Below are 16,892 nucleotides of genomic sequence, written 5' to 3'. Positions count from 1 at the left end.
GCAAAACGCAGGCCGCGGCCCGTGGGCGACGGCCAGGATGTGGCTACGCGGGGCAGAAACCGCCGGGCAGGGGAACACCGTCGATGACGGGGCACGGGTTGAAGGTGAAGATCACCAGGGTGCCCAGGACGATGATCACGGTTGTGGCCGCGTACAGGACGATCTTGAGCGCGAGACGGGTGGAATCCTTTTCGGCGTAATCGTTGATGATGGTGCGGACGCCGTTGGTGCCGTGCAGCATGGCCAGCCACAGCATGGCGAGGTCCCAGACCTGCCAGAACGGGTCAGCCCACTTGCCGGCGACGAAACCGAAGTCGATGGCGTGGATGCCGTCGCCCACCAGGAGGTTCACGAAGAGGTGGCCGAAGATCAGCACCACCAGCACGATGCCGGAGAGGCGCATGAAAAGCCATGCCAGCATTTCGAAGTTGCCCTTGGATCCGCCGGTGCGGCGGTACTGCGGGGAGATTTTCCCACTGCGTGGGCTGTCGATAGTTGCAGTCATGGCTTAGTGACCTCCAAGAGCGAGGGAAAGGTGGCGAATGGAGAAGCCGACCATCACAACTACCCACAGGGCCAGGACGGTCCACAGCATCTGCCGCTGGTACTTGGCGCCCTTCTTCCAGAAGTCGACCGCGATGATCCGCAGGCCGTTGAAGGCGTGGAAGACAATGGCGGCAACCAGGCCCGTTTCACCCAGGGCCATGAGGGGGTTCTTGTATGCACCTATGACTGCGGTGTAGGCCTCAGGGGACACGCGCACCAATGAGGTGTCCAGCACATGGACCAACAAGAAGAAAAAAATCACTACACCGGTAATACGGTGTCCTACCCAGGACCACATGCCTTCACGGCCGCGGTACAAGGTGCCAGCTGGTTTCGTCGGCACTGATAAACCTCCCTGCAACACAGCGGCGCTGGCATGAGATCCACGCGGGGGGAACGCCTGCTGCGAGAGCACTCGTAGCTCAGAGCCTAAATGTAGGCTTCGCTAACAGCTTATTCAATTTAGGAACTCCTTGGTGACCCCGCAATGCCGCGGTTTGGGTTTTAATTGAGACAAAGGCCACACGGCACCGCCCGGAGGAGGCCTTCTGACACCTCCACAGCGGGGATCCGGGGGTCCGTCGGCTAAAGTAGGCCCTGATGAGTACAGACAAAGTGACAAGCCCGGCTTCACCCCTTGACCGTTTTATCGCGGTGATTCCGGCAGGCGGAGTGGGGACCCGCCTCTGGCCCCTGTCACGTGCAGCAGCTCCCAAATTCCTTCACGATCTCACCGGTTCCGGCAGTACTTTGCTGCGGGCCACCTACGACCGCCTGGAGCCCCTCGCGGGCCGGCGCGTCCTGGTGGTCACGGGCACTGCGCACCGGGCGGCCGTGTGCCGCCAGTTGCCTGAAGTGCAGGACTCGGACCTGGTCCTCGAAAGCGAGCCGAAGGATTCCGGTGCCGCGATCGGCCTGGCCGCCGCCATCCTGCACGAGCGCGATCCGGACACCATCATGGGCTCGTTCGCGGCGGACCAGGTGATCAGCCCGGACCACCTCTTCCAGGCAGCGGTCCGCGAAGCCATTTACACGGCAGCCGCCGGCAAGATCGTGACCATTGGGATCAAGCCCACCCACCCGTCCACGGGCTTTGGTTACATCCGGGCCGGGCAGGCGCTCCACATTGATGGTGCGCCCAGCGCCCAGGCTGTGGTGGAGTTCGTCGAGAAGCCGGACGAGGAAGTTGCCCAGCAGTACGTGGCGAGCGGCGAGTACGTCTGGAACGCCGGCATGTTCGTGGCTCCGGTGGCCCTGATGCTCAAGCACCTTGAAGCCAACCAGCCTGAGCTGTTCAAGGGCCTGCTGGAGATCGCCCAGGCCTGGGACACTCCTGAACGTGATGCCGTGACGGCCCGCATCTGGCCCACGCTGCCCAAGATTGCCATCGACTACGCAGTGGCAGAACCAGCCGCGGCCGCCGGCGACGTCGCCGTGGTGCCGGGCACTTTCGGCTGGGACGACGTCGGGGATTTCGCTTCGGTGGGCCGGCTCAACAGTGCGCGGGAAGTGGACGACGTCACGGTCATCGGTGAGGGTGCACGCGTCTTCACTGAGAACGCGAGCGGCGTGGTGGTTTCCGACACGAAGCGTGTCATCGCGCTGATCGGTATCAAGGACGTGGTCATTGTGGACACGGGAGACGCCCTGTTGGTAACCACCAAGGAACACGCCCAGCGGGTCAAGGGAGCGGTTGACGCGCTCAAGGCCAGTGGTGACACGGACGTCCTGTAACTCTCCAACCTTGATGACGCTATTCCCCGGACGCTCGCTAGAGTAAATGAGTGCGTAATTACACTACTGAAGCCGAGCCCACCACATTAGTGCGGCCGTGGCTGGAGCCCCTCCTGCCGGAACTGATCGATTTCCGCAGGGATCTTCACGCGCACCCGGAGCTTTCCTTCAAGGAATTCCGCACCACTGACAAGCTGGTGGAGCGACTCGAAGCCGCCGGCCTCGCGCCGCGGCGGCTTGAGGGCACCGGCCTGACCGTGGACATCGGCGAGGGGCCGATAGCCGCGGCACTCCGCGGCGACATCGATGCCCTGCCGATCATCGAGGAAACCGGGCTGCCGTTCGCCTCGAAGAACCACGGCGTGACGCACGCCTGCGGCCACGACGTCCATACCGCCACCATGCTCGGCGTCGCCCTGATCCTGCAGAACATGCACGAAGAGTCGCCGCTGGGCGGCACCGTCCGCATCATCTTCCAGCCTGCCGAGGAGACCATGCCAGGCGGCGCGCTGTCCTGCATCGAGCAGGGCGTCCTGGAAGGGGTGCCGCGCATCTTTGCGCTGCACTGCGACCCGAGGATCGACGTCGGACGCATCGGTACGCGCATCGGTGCGATAACTTCCGCGTCGGACACCATTAAGATCGAGCTGAGCGGCCGCGGCGGCCACACTTCCCGGCCGCACCTCACCGAGGACCTGGTGTTCGCCCTGGCGCAAATCGCTGTCAACGTTCCCGCCGTGCTGTCCCGCCGGGTGGATGTCCGCAGCGGTGTGTCGGTGGTGTGGGGCCAGATCAGCGCCGGATCCGCGCCTAACGCCATTCCGGGAACGGGGTACATGGCCGGCACCATGCGCTGCCTCGACCGTGATGCCTGGCACGACGCCGGCGAGCTCCTGGACGAAGTGGTTCAGCAGGTGGCCGCGCCCTATGGCGTGGACGTGCACCTGGAACACACCCGCGGAGTGCCGCCCGTGGTGAACTCCGAGCACGAAACGGCCCTGATTGAGGCTGCTGCCCGCGCCGAACTCGGGGAAAGCGCAGTGACGCTGACGCCGCAGTCCATGGGCGGCGAGGATTTCGCCTGGTTCCTTGCCGAACTGCCGGGTGCCATGATGCGTCTGGGCACCAAGACTCCCGACGGTGAGGAATACGACCTGCACCGGGGGGACTACATCCTGGACGAACGCGCCTTGGGTCTGGGCATCCAGGTCCTGACAGCCGCAGCTCTCCGGACCATCCGCGACCTTTAGCACGCCGCTGCGAACGGACACTTGAGGCCCCGGCAAGGGGCGTCAGGTGTCCGTTTTGCAGTTAAAGGTAGTTGACGGCCGGTGAAAGAAGGGCAGCAACATTCCGATAAGTTGTGCACAATCGAATTGTGCCCTATCGTTGTTAGTGTGAATGATGCACCCCGCCTCGACCGCCAGGTCTGCTTCGCCCTTTACTCCGCCTCCCGCGCGGCCACGGCGGTCTACCGCCCCGTGCTAGAAGACCTCGGCCTGACCTATCCGCAGTATCTGGTCATGCTCGTCCTCTGGGAATCGGAACCGAAGGGAGTCAAGGAGCTCGGCGGCGAACTGGGCCTTGACTCCGGCACGTTGTCGCCGCTGCTCAAACGCCTCGAAGCGATGGGCCTCGTAGAGCGGCGCCGGTCCGGGGAGGACGAACGCCGCGTGGCGGTACACCTGACGCCCACCGGCCGTGAACTCAGCAGCAAGGCCAACGCGATTCCGCAGCGCCTGGCAGAGGCTGCCGGTCTGTCGAATGAGGAGTTGGAACACCTCCGGAGCACCCTCGAACGGCTTACCGAAGCACTTCACAGCTCCCGCTGAGTAGCGGATCCCCATGAGCACCCACAGATTTCCGTACACCACATCCAGCAGAACGGATCCTATGAAAACCCTCTACATTGCCGAGGCCCTGGCTTCAGGCGAAGGCCGCGACGGCAACGCACGCACGAATGACGGGAAACTCGACGTCAGCCTGGCCAGCCCCGTCGAGTTGGGTGGCAACGGCCAGGGAACGAACCCGGAACAGCTCTTCGCTGCCGGCTATGCGGCCTGCTTCCACTCGGCACTGCGACTGGTGGGGCGGAAGGAGAATGCCGACCTGACGGACTCAGCCGTGGCGGCCAAGATCCACTTTGGCGCTTTGGACGACGGTGCCGGCTACGGCCTCGCAGCCGAGCTGGAGATCGCCGTTCCCGCCTTGGACCTGGCGACAGCGGAGGCCCTCGTGGCCAAGGCACACCAAATCTGTCCCTACTCCAACGCCACCCGCGGAAACATCACCGTAGACATCAAGATCCTGGAGTTCGCCTCATGAACACAACCGCAGCACTGCCCACGTCCACCCGCGAAATCCGCCTTGCCTCACGTCCGGTAGGCCGCCCGGTTCCGGAGAACTTCCGCCTCGCCGAATCGCCCTTGCCTGAACTGCAGGACGGCCAGATCCTGGTCCGCAACCTCTACATCTCCGTGGATCCCTACATGCGCGGCCGCATGAATGACACAAAATCGTACTCCGCGCCGTTCGCACTGGACGCCGCGCTCGACGGCGGTGCCGTCGGCGAGGTGATCGCGTCCCGGTCGTCCGAGCGCAAGGTGGGGGACGCCGTCGTGCACAGCCTCGGCTGGCGCGAATATGCCGTTCTGGACGCCGACGCAACGTCGGTTGCCCGCACGGACCTCGCTCCGGCGTCGGCCTTCCTTGGCGCGCTGGGAATGACCGGCCTGACGGCTTACGCCGGACTGCTCAAGGTTGCCGAGTTCAAGCCCGGCGACGTTGTCTTCGTCTCTGGCGCCGCCGGAGCCGTGGGCTCCCTGGTCGGGCAGATCGCCAAGGCCAAGGGCGCCTCACGCGTTATTGGCAGCGCCGGCACACCGGAAAAGGTCGCCCGGCTGCTGGAACTGGGCTTCGACGCCGCGTTCAACTACCACGACGGGCCGGTCCGCGAACTGCTGCAGCAGGCGGCGGGGGAGCGCGGCATCGACGTCTACTTCGACAACGTCGGCGGCGAGCACCTGGAGGCCGCCCTGTCGGAGCTCACCGTGGGCGGCCGCGTGGCCATGTGCGGCGCCATCGCGCAGTACAACGCCACCGAGGCGCCGGCCGGGCCGCGTAACCTCGCCGTAGCCATCGGCAAGCAGTTGACCCTCCGGGGCTTCCTGGTCAGCGGCCAGCAGCAGCACGCGGCCGAGTTCGCCGGGCAGATGGCGGACTGGCTGGCCGACGGCACTGTCCGCTACGACGAGACGGTGGTGGACGGGCTGGAGAACGCGCCGCAGGCCTTCATTGACCTGCTGGACGGGGCCAACACCGGAAAAATGCTGGTCCGCCTCTGACCGCACTGCGGCAGCAACCTTTGAGGCCCCGATGTCTGCGATTTCGGGGCCTCAGGCGTGCCCGGACGGGATGGCGTACCGCTTGGTAACAAGTTCTCAACAATCTGGGAAATGGCTGTGAAGTGTGTTACTCGACGTGTTCCGGGCCACTAAAGTGGCTTCCATCCGTGCGCCTCGGCGCAGTGCTGCGGATCCGTCAGTGACAACAGTGTTTCGGGGGAAAACCGGAAGCAGGCTCATTGGACTCGTCGCGGCGCTTATCTCTTTCTTCCTGGAGGAACTTTGAAGAACTCACTGCGCGCAACCCTCAAGCGCGGTTCATTGGCCGGCGTCGCCACCGCGGGTGCGGCTGCCCTGATGCTCACCGGTTGCGGCGCCGCCCCGACCTCGCCGAGCGCTTCCGGCTCGGCGACGAAATCGGACTACATCGCGTGCATGGTCTCCGACTCCGGCGGATTCGACGACAAGTCGTTCAACCAGTCCGGCTACGAAGGTTTGCAGCAGTCCGTCAAGGACCTCGGCATCCAGGAGAAGCACGTCCAGTCCAAGGCTGACACGGACTACGACCCCAACCTGCGCTCCATGGTGCAGCAGGGCTGCAAGCTCACCGTCACAGTCGGGTTCCTGCTCGGCGACGCCACGAAGTCCGTCGCCACGGCCAACCCGGACAGCCACTTCGCGATCATCGACTACAACGACCCCACGTTCCCCAAGAACGTCAAGCCGATCGTCTACGACACGGCCCAGGCTGCGTTCCTGGCCGGCTACCTGGCCGCCGGCACCACCAAGACCGGCAAGGTCGCCACCTTCGGCGGCATCAACATCCCCACCGTCACCATCTTTATGGACGGCTTCGCCGACGGCGTTAAGTACTACAACCAAAAGAAGAGCAAGAACGTCCAGCTCCTCGGCTGGGACAAGGACAAGCAGGACGGCACCTTCGTCGGTGACTTCAAGCAGGTTGACAAGGGCAAGGTCCTGACCCAGGGCTTCCTGGACCAGGGCGCCGACATTGTCCTTCCGGTGGCCGGACCGGTCGGGTCGGGCGCAGGCAGCGCCATTCTCGAGGCCAAGTCCAAGGGCAAGGATGCCAAGCTGATCTGGGTTGACTCGGACGGCTACCTGACTGCTGCGGATTACAAGTCCGTGATCCTCTCCTCCGTCCAGAAGACTATGTCCACTGCCGTGGAGACGGTCATCAAGGACGACAAGGATGGCAAGTTCGACGCCACACCGTACATCGGAACCCTCGAAAACGGCGGCGTGGCACTGGCTCCGTTCCACGATCTGGATTCCGCTGTGCCGGCAGACCTGAAGAGCGAACTGGACCAGCTCAAGAAAGACATCATCTCCGGCAACGTCAAGGTCGAGTCGAAGTCCAGCCCGACCAAGTAATCCCTAAACCATGGGGCGCGCTGCCCTTCCGCCGTTAGCTCGGCCGAAGGGCAGCGCGTTCTGTTTTGCTGGCAGCGTCCGCCAGCAGCGACTTGCCGGCACTTTTTGCCGGCAGTCTGCCCTGCCCAGGAAGCACCCGTGACACTAGGCTGGGTTTACCCGCTGCCCTGCCGCCACCAGCGAGCCGGTGCAGATCCATACACACACAGATTGGTTGGGGTTTTGAAACTCGAACTGAAAGGGATCACGAAACGATTCGGGTCCCTGGTAGCCAATGACCACATCGATTTGGTCGTCGAACCGGGGCAGGTGCACTGCCTGCTGGGAGAAAACGGCGCAGGGAAATCCACCCTGATGAACGTGCTCTACGGCCTGTACGACCCGACCGAGGGTGAAATCCTGGTCGACGACAAGCCCGTCTTCTTCAAGGACCCCGGCGAGGCGATGGCTGCCGGAATCGGCATGGTCCACCAGCACTTCATGCTCATTCCGGTTTTCACCGTGGCCGAGAACGTGGCGCTGGGGAACGAGACCACCAAAGCCGGCGGCCTGCTCAACCTGGAAGCCACGCGTGAGAAGATCCGCCGGATCTCGGACCAGTACGGGTTCGACGTCGATCCCGACGCCATGGTGGAGGACCTGCCCGTCGGCGTCCAGCAGCGCGTGGAGATCATCAAGGCCCTGGTTCGTGATGCTGAGGTGCTCATCCTGGACGAACCCACCGCGGTGCTGACGCCGCAGGAGACCGATGAACTCCTCGACATCATCCGGCAGTTGAAGCGGGACGGTAAGTCGATCGTCTTCATCTCCCACAAACTGCGTGAAGTCAAAGCCATTTCCGACACCATCACGGTCATCCGCCGCGGCAAGGTCGTCGGCCAGGCCGACCCCACGGCTTCTCCCACCGAGCTGGCCTCCGCCATGGTGGGTCGCGCGGTGAGCCTGACGCTGGACAAGGCGGCGGCCAAAACCGGCGAGGTGACGTTCAAGGTCCGCAACCTGACCGTGACGGACCACAATGGCCAGCACGTCGTCGACGACCTGTCATTCGACATCGCCAAGGGTGAAGTGCTCGCCATCGCCGGTGTGCAGGGCAACGGCCAGACGGAACTGACCGAGGCGATCCTGGGTGTGCAGCCGCACGTTGCCGGATCCATCACTCTCGACGGGGAGGAACTGCTGGGCAAGAGCGTCAAGCACGTGCTCGGCGCCGGCGTGGGCTTCGTCCCCGAGGACCGTACCCTCGACGGGCTTGTCGGGACGTTCACCATTTCCGAAAACATGATCCTGGACCTCTACGACAAGGCGCCCTTCGCGCGCGGCGTGGGCATGAAGCCCGGCTTGATTGCGGAGAATGCCGCCAAAAAGGTCGAGGAATTCGACGTCCGCACCCCGTCGGTTTCGGCTGCGGTGGGCACCCTCTCCGGCGGCAACCAGCAGAAGGTCGTCCTGGCCCGCGAGCTCTCGCGTCCCCTGCGCCTGTTCATCGCTTCGCAGCCCACCCGCGGGCTCGACGTCGGCTCGATCGAGTTTGTGCACAAGCGCGTCATAGCCGAACGTGACCATGGAACGCCCGTCATGATCGTCTCGACCGAACTGGACGAAGTGATGCAGTTGGCCGACCGGATCGCGGTGCTCTACCGCGGACGGCTGGTGGGCATCGTTCCCGCCACCACGTCCCGCGACGTGCTGGGCCTGATGATGGCCGGCGTCCCGGCCGCAGAAGCCGAAGCCAGCGCCTCCGCCCACGCCCACAGCGGCACGACGACGGCGGCGGTATCGGAGCCTGCCGGCCACGAAGGAGAAGCCCATGTCTGAGAAGGCAACCCCGGAGCCGCAGGCCCCGGGCCACAACGACGCGGCGGACCCCGCGGACATCCAGGTACCCGGCGGCACCACGCCGGAGGCTGTGGCCTCCGACGTCGCTCTTGACACGGCAGGTGGCCAGATGCCGCCGTCTGCCGTCCCGGCAGCGACCCAGCGGCGTAGCCCGGATCGGGACCAGGACCGGGACAGCAGCGGTTCAGTGCTCCACCAGATCTTCACCGGCAACGCCATGGTGTCCCTGCTCTCAGTGCTGCTCGCCATCGTGCTAGGCGGCATCCTGATGGCCGTGACCAACCCCAAGGTCGCTGCCGCATCCGGCTACTTCTTCGCGCAGCCCGGGGACCTGCTGACCGAAGTCATCCGTCCCTACACTGCGCTGGTGCAGGGTTCCATCTTCAACTGGGCCGGCGCCGGCCTGGCCGCACAGCTGTACCCGATCACCGAGACCCTCACCGTCGCCACCCCGCTGATCTGCGCCGGGCTCGGCGTTGCCCTGGCGTTCCGCGCCGGCCTGTTCAACATTGGTGCGCAGGGGCAGATCATCTTCGGCGCGCTCTTCGGCGCCTACGCCGGCTTTGCCTGGCACCTGCCGATCGGCCTGCACCTGCTGGTCGTCATCGTGGCCGGCCTTGTCGGCGGCGCGGTCTGGGGCGGCGTCGTCGGGCTGCTGAAGGCACGAACCGGAGCGCATGAGGTGATCGTGACGATCATGCTCAACTACATTGCCAACTTCCTTCTGCTTTTCCTGCTCACCACCCCGGCTTTCCAGCGCAAGGGTTCCACCAACCCGATCTCCCCGTTCCTGGACTCCACCGCGTTGTTCCCCGAACTGCTCGGACCGCAGTTCCGCCTGCATGCAGGTTTCCTCGCCGCGATCGTGGCCACCGCCTTCGTCTGGTGGCTGTTGAACCGCTCCACAATCGGCTTCGAGTTCCGGGCCGTCGGCGCCAACCCTCACGCGGCCCGCACTGCCGGCATCAACGTCGCCCGCAGCACCATCCTGGTGATGGCGGTCGCCGGTGCGCTGGCAGGGCTGGCCGGTGTGGCCCAGGTGTCCGGTACGGAGAAGTACCTTTCCGGCGGCGTCGCCGCCTCCATCGGCTTCGATGCCATCACCGTCGCACTGCTGGGACGCTCGACGCCGTGGGGAACCTTCTTCGCGGGCCTGCTGTTCGGCGCCTTCCGCGCCGGCGGCGTGGCCATGCAGGCCCAGACACAGACGCCGATCGACATTGTGCTGGTCATCCAGTCCCTGATCGTGCTGTTCATCGCGGCACCGCCGCTGGTCCGTGCGATATTCGGACTCAACCCCCGTAAGAAGAAAACCACCACCAGTGGGACCGCCGGTTCGCGTACTGGCGGCGTCAAGAGCGGAGCGGCAGTATGAGCGCCACCACACAATCTCCCGCTACCAAGCAGCCCGGCGCGCCGGCGCGCACAACGGAACTGGTGAGTTGGAAGGCCGGAATCGGACTGGGCCTGCTGGCAATCCTCGGCACCGTCCTGTTCGGGTTCCTGGCCAACACCAAATCGGCCGGGTTCCGGATCGCCGAGGCACGGGACCCTAACGCCTCCTCCGCGGCGGCCTGGATCACCCTTGCCGTCGCGCTGGCTGCCGCCGCCTACGTGGGGTACCGGTGGATCAGCCAGCGGCGCGAGGGTGCGGCAGTGGAGCGTTGGATTCCCGCCACCACCATCGCCGCCGTCGTGGTGCTGGGCCTGGCCGCCCTGGGCGTAGCCCGGGTGGAGAAGATCACTGTGCCTTCGACAGCGCTGGGCTGGATCTGCTCCATCGTGCTGCTCGCCCTGGCCGGGTACGCCTGCTTCCTCACCCTGCAGCGGCGGCGCACACCGGGATGGCTGGGCGGCAGCTTCGCCGTGGTCTTCCTGATCGGGTTCATGATCTGGATCGTCGCGGGCGGCCGGGACCCCGAGCCGTCCATTTCCCTCGGCGGGCTCATGGCCGGTGCCGTGACGCTCGCCGTTCCGTTGGTATTCGGCTCGCTCTCCGGCGTGCTCTGCGAACGGGCCGGCGTGGTCAACATCGCCATCGAGGGCCAGCTCCTGCTCGGCGCATTCTCCGCCGCCGTCGTCGCCACCGTGACGGGCAACGTCTACGTGGGGCTCATCTCCGCGGCCGTCGCCGGGGCCCTCGTGTCCCTGGTCCTGGCCGTGGTGAGCATCAAATACCTCGTCAACCAGATCATCGTCGGCGTGGTGCTCAACGTCCTGATCAGCGGCCTCACCAGCTTCCTGTTCTCCACCCTCCTCACGGCCGATCCCGAGCACCTGAACAAGCCCGGCCGGCTTCAGGCGGTGGACATCCCGTTCCTGGCCGATATTCCGATCATCGGACCCATCCTGTTCCACCAGTCCCTGGTCGGCTACCTCATGTATGTGGCCGTGATCGTGGTCTACGTCGGGCTGTTCCACACGAAGTGGGGCCTGCGGGTGCGTGCCGTCGGCGAACACCCGCAGGCGGCGGACACGGTGGGCATCAACGTCAACCGGACTCGCTTCACAAATGTCCTCATGGGCGGGGCGATCGCCGGCATCGGCGGCTCATTCTTCACCCTGGTGTCCGTGGACGCGTTCAGCAAGGACATGTCCGGCGGCCGCGGCTATATCGCCCTCGCGGCCATGATCTTCGGCCGCTGGAACCCCATTGGGGCGTTCCTGGCCGCGCTGCTGTTCGGCTTTGCCGACAACCTGCAGAGCATCATCACCATCATCGGCTCGCCCGTACCCAGCCAGTTCATGGCGATGCTGCCCTACGCCCTGACCGTCATCGCGGTGGCAGGGCTGGTGGGACGGTCCAGGCCGCCCGCGGCCGACGGCATACCGTATGTCAAGGGGTGACGAAGGTGACCGAAACCAGTGTTCCCGGCGCTTCCGGGCCTTCCGGTGCTGCCGCGGACGGTAGCTCCGGCGTCGATTGGGCGGCCTTGGAGGCCGCCGCCATCGCGGCGATGAAAAAAGCCTATGCCCCGTATTCGAGGTTCCCGGTGGGGGCAGCTGCCCTCACTGCCGACGGCCGGCTGGTCAGCGGCTGCAACGTGGAGAACGCCAGTTACGGGCTGACCCTCTGCGCCGAATGCGCGCTGGTCGGCAACCTGCAGATGACCGGCGGCGGGCAATTGCGGGCCTTCTACTGCGTGGATGCTGCCGGCAATGTGCTGATGCCGTGCGGCCGCTGCCGGCAACTGCTGTATGAATTCCGGGCTCCGGCGATGGAGCTTATGACAACCCAAGGCATCAAGACGATGAACCAGGTGCTGCCCGACGCATTTGGTCCCGAGAACCTGGAGGAGACACCGTGACACAGACCAGCAGCCACGCGGAAGCGTTCGACGCCGTCGACATCATCCGCGTCAAGCGGGACAAGGGCGTGCTCAGCGCCGCCCAGATCGACTGGACCATCGACGCCTACACGCGCGGCGCCATCGCCGAGGAACAGATGGCGGCCCTCAACATGGCCATCCTGCTCAACGGCATGGACCGCGCGGAGATTTCCCGCTGGACTGCCGCCATGATCGCCTCCGGGGAGCGGATGGACTTCAGCGGCCTCCGTCGGCCCGACGGCGGCACGAAGGTTACCAGCGACAAGCATTCCACCGGGGGAGTCGGGGACAAGATCACCCTCCCGCTGGCCCCGCTGGTAGCCGTGTTCGGCGTCGCCGTGCCGCAGCTATCCGGCCGCGGGCTCGGCCACACCGGCGGCACCCTGGACAAACTGGAATCGATCCCCGGCTGGCGGGCCGATCTGAGTAACGACGAAATGATGGCACAGCTCCAGGACGTCGGTGCCGTGATCTGCGCAGCCGGGGCCGGGTTGGCGCCGGCGGACAAAAAGCTTTACGCCCTGCGGGACGTCACGGGCACGGTGGAGGCCATCCCGCTCATTGCCTCCTCGATCATGAGCAAGAAGATTGCCGAAGGGACGGGCTCACTGGTCCTCGACGTCAAAGTGGGCAGCGGGGCGTTCATGAAAGACGAGGCCCGGGCGCGGGAACTGGCGGAAACCATGGTGGCGCTGGGGAAGGACGCAGGCGTTAACACCGTGGCCTTGCTGACCAACATGAGCACGCCACTCGGCCTGACGGCGGGCAACGCGATCGAGGTGGAGGAATCGGTGGAAGTCCTGGCCGGCGGCGGCCCGGAGGACGTGGTGGAGCTGACGGTTCGCCTGGCCGAAGAGATGTTGGCATGCGCAGGCGTCCACGGCGCCGATCCCGGCGCCGCGTTGAAGGACGGCCGGGCCATGGACGTTTGGAACAGGATGATCGAGGCGCAGGGAGGCGATCCGCGGGCCAAGCTGCCGGTGGCCAAGGAGTCGGAAGTCATCTACGCGCCCGCCGACGGAGTGCTCGTGGAACTTGATGCCCTGGCCGTCGGGGTCGCCGCGTGGCGCCTCGGGGCCGGCCGTGCCCGCAAGGAGGACGCAGTGCAGGCAGGGGCCGGGATCCGCATGCACGCGAAGCCCGGGGCGGTGGTCCGGGCCGGTGAACCGCTCATGACATTGCTCACTGATACGCCGGAAAAGTTTTCGCGCGCCAAGGAATCCCTGGAACACGCGGTCACGATCGCACCGGAAGGGTCACGCCCGGCACAACGGCTCATCATCGACCGAATAGCATAGGGAGAATGCAAGCCATCAATGACTTCATCCTCACTGCCGCCGGGCAGCCGTGGGTGTTGTGGCTTGTTTTCGCCTGTTGCCTTATTGACGGCTTTTTCCCGCCGATCCCCAGTGAATCCGTGGTGGTGGGCCTGGCCGCCGTGGCAGCCACCGCGGACGTCCCCAATCCGTGGCTGCTGATGGCCGTCGCGGGGCTCGGGGCGTTCGCCGGCGACAACATTGCCTACCTGATCGGACGCAGGGTGGGCACCAACCGCTGGCAATTTATGCGGGGACCGCGGATGCAAAGCGCGTTCCGGTGGGCCGGCAAGGAGCTGAGGAAGCGCCCGGCGTCGTTGATCCTCGTGGCGCGGTTTATCCCGATCGGCCGTGTTGCAGTGAATCTCACGGCAGGGGTGACGCACTATCCGCACCTCCGTTTTGCGGGCCTGACCGTCCTCTCCGCCACCCTCTGGGCGGCGTATTCGGTAGGGATCGGACTGTTTTTTGGCCAGTGGTTTGAGAACAACCATTTCCTCGGTGCAGTCATAGCCATCGTCTGCGCCGTTGGCCTGGGGATCATCGTGGACCTGGTCATCAACCGCATTCGCGGCAAGGTTCCGGTGGTGGGGCGGCTGAAGGACCCCGAAGCGCAGGAATGAAGGTCTGCGGGCGTAGCGGTGGATGTCCCGGACATGGGACACTGAGGAGCGATTTATCTCACTTCCAGCTGCAGTATTTTCGTCTAGGAGTAACACCCGCGTGGAGTTTATTAATGAGGCCGTGCTCCATGCGGCGGGCCAATGGTGGATCTATCCCGTTCTGCTGGTGTTTTTCTTCGTCGACGGCTTCGCCATGGTGCTTCCCAGCGAGACCCTGATCGTTGCGCTGGCAGCGTTCTCCCGGCACAGCGGCGAACCCAACCTCTGGATCCTTGGCGCGACGGCTCTGGTCGGTGCCATCGCCGGCGACAACATGGCATTCATGCTGGGCCGGAGGATCGGCCTTGAACGTTGGAAATGGATGCGCCGGCCCAAGGTCCAGAAGGTTTTCGGCTGGGCACGGTATGAGTTGGACAAGCGTGGCGCCGTCCTGATTTTCACGGCCCGCTACATCCCGTGGGGGCGCGTGGCGGTCAACTACGTGGCTGGCAGTACAGGTTTTGGGCACCGCCGGTTCTTCCTGCTGGACGCCTTTGCCTGCCTCACCTGGGTGGGGTACTCCATCGGCATCGGCCTGCTGGCCAGTTCCTTCCCCTGGCTCCATCACAACCCGCTGCTGAGCGCCGGCATCGCGGTCGTGTTCGCCATCGTTCTCGGCATCCTCATTGACCACCTGCTGCGGTGGTGGCATAACCGCCTGGCCAGCAAGGATGCTGACAGTGTGGACCAATGGCTCGACGGCGGCCCGGAAGGGTCCCTGCCCCCGCACAACGGAGCGTCCCCCCTGCTGGCACCCGCACCGGCGGAGGCCGAGCCCGGAAAGTAGCGGCTGGCATATGCTGCCTGCCGACCCTAAGGTTGGAAGGTGACTGAGCCCATTGTTGACACCGCCCCTGCCATCGATTTCGACCTAAAGAGCCTGCCCAAGGTTTCGCTTCACGACCACCTGGACGGTGGTCTCCGGCCCGCCACCATTATTGAACTGGCCCAGGCCGTTGGCCACACGCTGCCCTCCACCGATCCTGTGGCACTCGGCCAATGGTTCCGGGAATCCGCCGACTCCGGCTCGCTGGTCCGCTATCTGGAGACCTTCGACCACACTGTTGCCGTGATGCAGACCAAGGAAGGCCTGTTCCGCGTCGCCAAGGAATTTGTCGAGGACCTCGCGGACGACGGCGTGGTGTACGGCGAGGTGCGCTGGGCACCGGAGCAGCACCTCCAGCAAGGGCTCTCCCTTGACGAGGCCGTGGAAGCAGTGCAGGAAGGCCTCGAGGCCGGCGTCGACGCCGTCGCAGAAGGCGGCCGTGAAATCCAGGTGGGCCAGCTGATCACCGCCATGCGCCACGCCGACCGCGGCCAGGAGATCGCCGAACTGGCCGTCCGCCACCGCAACAAGGGCGCCGTAGGCTTCGACATCGCCGGTGCCGAGGACGGCTTCCTGCCGTCCCGGTTCAAGGATGCGTTCACCTACCTGGCCCAGCACAACTTTCCTGCCACCGTGCACGCCGGCGAGGCCGCCGGGCTTGAGAGCATCCAGTCCGCTTTGGTGGACGGCCGGGCCCTGCGCCTGGGCCACGGGGTCCGGATCGCCGAAGACATCCTGGTGGAGTTCGACGACGAAGACGACGCCGAGGGCGCCGAAGGCGGGGAGGACAGCATTGGCCTGGTCACCCTGGGTGACCTCTCCAGCTGGATCCGTGACCGCGGCATCGCCCTGGAGATCTGCCCCTCATCGAACCTCCAGACCGGGGCCATTGCCGGCTTCGGCGAGGGCATCGAGAGCCACCCGCTGGACATGCTCTACCAGCTGGGTTTCAACGTCACCATCAACACGGACAACCGGCTGATGAGCGGCGTGACGCTGACTGACGAATTTGAGCTCCTCGTCGAAACCTTCGACTACGACCTCGACGACCTGCTGGAGCTCACGCTGAATGCGGCCGAGGCCTCGTTCCTGCCGCTGGAGGAGAAGGAAGCGCTGGTGGAGTACATCAACAACACCTACGCCAACCTTGGCTGACCAGGTTCCCGTTGACCAGCCTCCCGTGGCGCGTCTTGTCACGGTCATAGCCGAACTGCGGGAGCACTGCCCGTGGATGGGTGCCCTCACCCATGCCTCGCTGGTGGAGTACCTCCTGGAGGAAGCCTACGAGGTGGCCGAGACCATCGAGACGGGGGCGGATGACACCGAGCTCCGCGGCGAGCTGGGTGACGTGCTGCTCCAGGTGGTGCTGCACGCCCGGCTCGCCGAGGAGCGCGGGTCGTTTACTTTCGACGACGTCGCGCGCGGACTGAGTGCCAAGATGGTCCGCCGCAATCCGCACGTGTTCCGGGCCGACGGCACCCTGCAGGACAGCTTCCCGGCCACGGTGGACGAGATCGTCCGGACCTGGGACGCGGTCAAAAGTTCGGAACGGCCCGAACGTCGCGACGCCTTCGAGGGGATCCCCGACGCCCTGCCTGCCCTGGCGAAGGCGCAGAAGTTCCTCGACCGGACCGAGCGGTCCCCAACCGCCCGCTCCCCTCGCAAGCTCGGCCAGGGAACCCTGCGGTCCTGGGCCCTGGCGCAATCACCTGAGGCCCTCGAATCACCGCAGGCCCTGGAAACAGCTGAGGCGTTCGAAACCGAGGAGGACCTCGGTGAGCTGCTGCTCGCCGTCGTCGGATCTGCGCGTGTCCAAGGATTCGACGCAGAGCGCGCCCTGCGGGGAGCCATCCGCAGGCGGTTCGGGCCGCCATCATGACGTCCGGGTGACGGATAGCGTT

At 65.3% G+C, this 16,892-nt stretch carries 17 protein-coding genes; 15 read left to right on the top strand and 2 right to left on the bottom strand.

Annotated elements, in window-relative coordinates:
* Positions 1 to 43 precede the first annotated feature (43 nt).
* Both AC1DIM_RS04275 and sdhC read right to left on the bottom strand, forming a co-directional pair.
* Positions 44 to 505 carry a succinate dehydrogenase hydrophobic membrane anchor subunit gene (locus AC1DIM_RS04275; RefSeq protein ID WP_477709246.1) on the bottom strand — a complete coding sequence of 154 codons (462 nt, stop codon included), beginning with the start codon at positions 503 to 505 and terminating at the stop codon, positions 44 to 46.
* A gap of 3 nt (positions 506 to 508) precedes the next feature.
* Positions 509 to 889: a succinate dehydrogenase, cytochrome b556 subunit gene (gene sdhC / locus AC1DIM_RS04270; protein WP_082576094.1), complete on the bottom strand. Its 381-nt coding sequence runs from the start codon at positions 887 to 889 to the stop codon at positions 509 to 511.
* A 257-nt stretch (positions 890 to 1,146) separates the two neighbouring features.
* On the opposite strand from sdhC, the gene AC1DIM_RS04265 reads away from it, so the two are divergent.
* The 15 genes from AC1DIM_RS04265 (at position 1,147) to AC1DIM_RS04195 (ending at position 16,870) form a co-directional block, all read left to right on the top strand.
* Positions 1,147 to 2,280 (top strand): mannose-1-phosphate guanylyltransferase, encoded by a 1,134-nt coding sequence (locus tag AC1DIM_RS04265; RefSeq protein WP_477709245.1) that lies wholly within the window; start codon positions 1,147 to 1,149, stop codon positions 2,278 to 2,280.
* A gap of 50 nt (positions 2,281 to 2,330) precedes the next feature.
* Positions 2,331 to 3,530, top strand: coding sequence for an amidohydrolase (locus AC1DIM_RS04260; RefSeq protein ID WP_477709244.1), 1,200 nt, complete (start codon positions 2,331 to 2,333; stop codon positions 3,528 to 3,530).
* A gap of 147 nt (positions 3,531 to 3,677) precedes the next feature.
* Positions 3,678 to 4,112 carry a MarR family winged helix-turn-helix transcriptional regulator gene (locus tag AC1DIM_RS04255; protein ID WP_477709243.1) on the top strand — a complete coding sequence of 145 codons (435 nt, stop codon included), beginning with the start codon at positions 3,678 to 3,680 and terminating at the stop codon, positions 4,110 to 4,112.
* Between the two features lie 61 nt (positions 4,113 to 4,173).
* Complete coding sequence (locus AC1DIM_RS04250) at positions 4,174 to 4,605, top strand: organic hydroperoxide resistance protein (protein WP_477709242.1); 432 nt, start codon at positions 4,174 to 4,176, stop codon at positions 4,603 to 4,605.
* Positions 4,602 to 5,624: an NADP-dependent oxidoreductase gene (locus AC1DIM_RS04245; RefSeq protein WP_477709241.1), complete on the top strand. Its 1,023-nt coding sequence runs from the start codon at positions 4,602 to 4,604 to the stop codon at positions 5,622 to 5,624. Before AC1DIM_RS04250 ends, AC1DIM_RS04245 begins: the two co-directional genes overlap by 4 nt.
* 282 nt (positions 5,625 to 5,906) lie before the next feature.
* Complete coding sequence (locus AC1DIM_RS04240) at positions 5,907 to 7,019, top strand: BMP family lipoprotein (protein ID WP_477709240.1); 1,113 nt, start codon at positions 5,907 to 5,909, stop codon at positions 7,017 to 7,019.
* A gap of 222 nt (positions 7,020 to 7,241) precedes the next feature.
* Positions 7,242 to 8,837: an ABC transporter ATP-binding protein gene (locus AC1DIM_RS04235; RefSeq protein ID WP_477709239.1), complete on the top strand. Its 1,596-nt coding sequence runs from the start codon at positions 7,242 to 7,244 to the stop codon at positions 8,835 to 8,837.
* Positions 8,830 to 10,233, top strand: coding sequence for an ABC transporter permease (locus tag AC1DIM_RS04230; protein WP_477709238.1), 1,404 nt, complete (start codon positions 8,830 to 8,832; stop codon positions 10,231 to 10,233). Before AC1DIM_RS04235 ends, AC1DIM_RS04230 begins: the two co-directional genes overlap by 8 nt.
* The gene (locus tag AC1DIM_RS04225; RefSeq protein WP_477709237.1) at positions 10,230 to 11,705 is read left to right on the top strand and encodes an ABC transporter permease; all 1,476 of its coding nucleotides are present in this window, start codon (positions 10,230 to 10,232) and stop codon (positions 11,703 to 11,705) included. The genes AC1DIM_RS04230 and AC1DIM_RS04225 overlap by 4 nt, the downstream gene beginning before the upstream one ends.
* 86 nt (positions 11,706 to 11,791) lie before the next feature.
* Positions 11,792 to 12,166 (top strand): cytidine deaminase, encoded by a 375-nt coding sequence (locus tag AC1DIM_RS04220; RefSeq protein ID WP_477709536.1) that lies wholly within the window; start codon positions 11,792 to 11,794, stop codon positions 12,164 to 12,166.
* Positions 12,163 to 13,485, top strand: a complete 1,323-nt coding sequence (locus AC1DIM_RS04215; protein ID WP_477709236.1) for a thymidine phosphorylase — start codon at positions 12,163 to 12,165, stop codon at positions 13,483 to 13,485. The genes AC1DIM_RS04220 and AC1DIM_RS04215 overlap by 4 nt, the downstream gene beginning before the upstream one ends.
* Before the next feature lie 5 nt (positions 13,486 to 13,490).
* Positions 13,491 to 14,126 (top strand): DedA family protein, encoded by a 636-nt coding sequence (locus tag AC1DIM_RS04210; RefSeq protein WP_477709235.1) that lies wholly within the window; start codon positions 13,491 to 13,493, stop codon positions 14,124 to 14,126.
* Positions 14,127 to 14,226: 100 nt separating this feature from the next.
* Positions 14,227 to 14,952, top strand: a complete 726-nt coding sequence (locus tag AC1DIM_RS04205) for a DedA family protein (RefSeq protein ID WP_477709234.1) — start codon at positions 14,227 to 14,229, stop codon at positions 14,950 to 14,952.
* A gap of 39 nt (positions 14,953 to 14,991) precedes the next feature.
* A complete protein-coding gene (locus tag AC1DIM_RS04200) occupies positions 14,992 to 16,146 on the top strand; it encodes an adenosine deaminase (protein WP_477709233.1) in 1,155 nt (384 codons plus the stop codon).
* A gap of 76 nt (positions 16,147 to 16,222) precedes the next feature.
* Positions 16,223 to 16,870, top strand: coding sequence for a MazG nucleotide pyrophosphohydrolase domain-containing protein (locus AC1DIM_RS04195; protein WP_477709535.1), 648 nt, complete (start codon positions 16,223 to 16,225; stop codon positions 16,868 to 16,870).
* Positions 16,871 to 16,892: the final 22 nt, after the last annotated feature.

This window comes from Pseudarthrobacter sp. 01T43 (assembly GCF_056398665.1).
The sequence above is the reverse complement of the archived record's forward strand: the minus strand, read 5'-3'. Positions and strand labels throughout refer to the sequence as shown.

What these genes read in the sequence shown, in the direction of transcription:
- AC1DIM_RS04275 (WP_477709246.1), bottom strand. Translation starts at nt 505, where the DNA reads ATGACTGCAACTATCGACAGCCCACGCAGTGGGAAAATCTCCCCGCAG.
- AC1DIM_RS04265 (WP_477709245.1), top strand. Translation starts at nt 1,147, where the DNA reads ATGAGTACAGACAAAGTGACAAGCCCGGCTTCACCCCTTGACCGTTTT.
- AC1DIM_RS04250 (WP_477709242.1), top strand. Translation starts at nt 4,174, where the DNA reads ATGAAAACCCTCTACATTGCCGAGGCCCTGGCTTCAGGCGAAGGCCGC.
- AC1DIM_RS04245 (WP_477709241.1), top strand. Translation starts at nt 4,602, where the DNA reads ATGAACACAACCGCAGCACTGCCCACGTCCACCCGCGAAATCCGCCTT.
- AC1DIM_RS04230 (WP_477709238.1), top strand. Translation starts at nt 8,830, where the DNA reads ATGTCTGAGAAGGCAACCCCGGAGCCGCAGGCCCCGGGCCACAACGAC.
- AC1DIM_RS04225 (WP_477709237.1), top strand. Translation starts at nt 10,230, where the DNA reads ATGAGCGCCACCACACAATCTCCCGCTACCAAGCAGCCCGGCGCGCCG.
- AC1DIM_RS04210 (WP_477709235.1), top strand. Translation starts at nt 13,491, where the DNA reads ATGCAAGCCATCAATGACTTCATCCTCACTGCCGCCGGGCAGCCGTGG.
- AC1DIM_RS04195 (WP_477709535.1), top strand. Translation starts at nt 16,223, where the DNA reads ATGGGTGCCCTCACCCATGCCTCGCTGGTGGAGTACCTCCTGGAGGAA.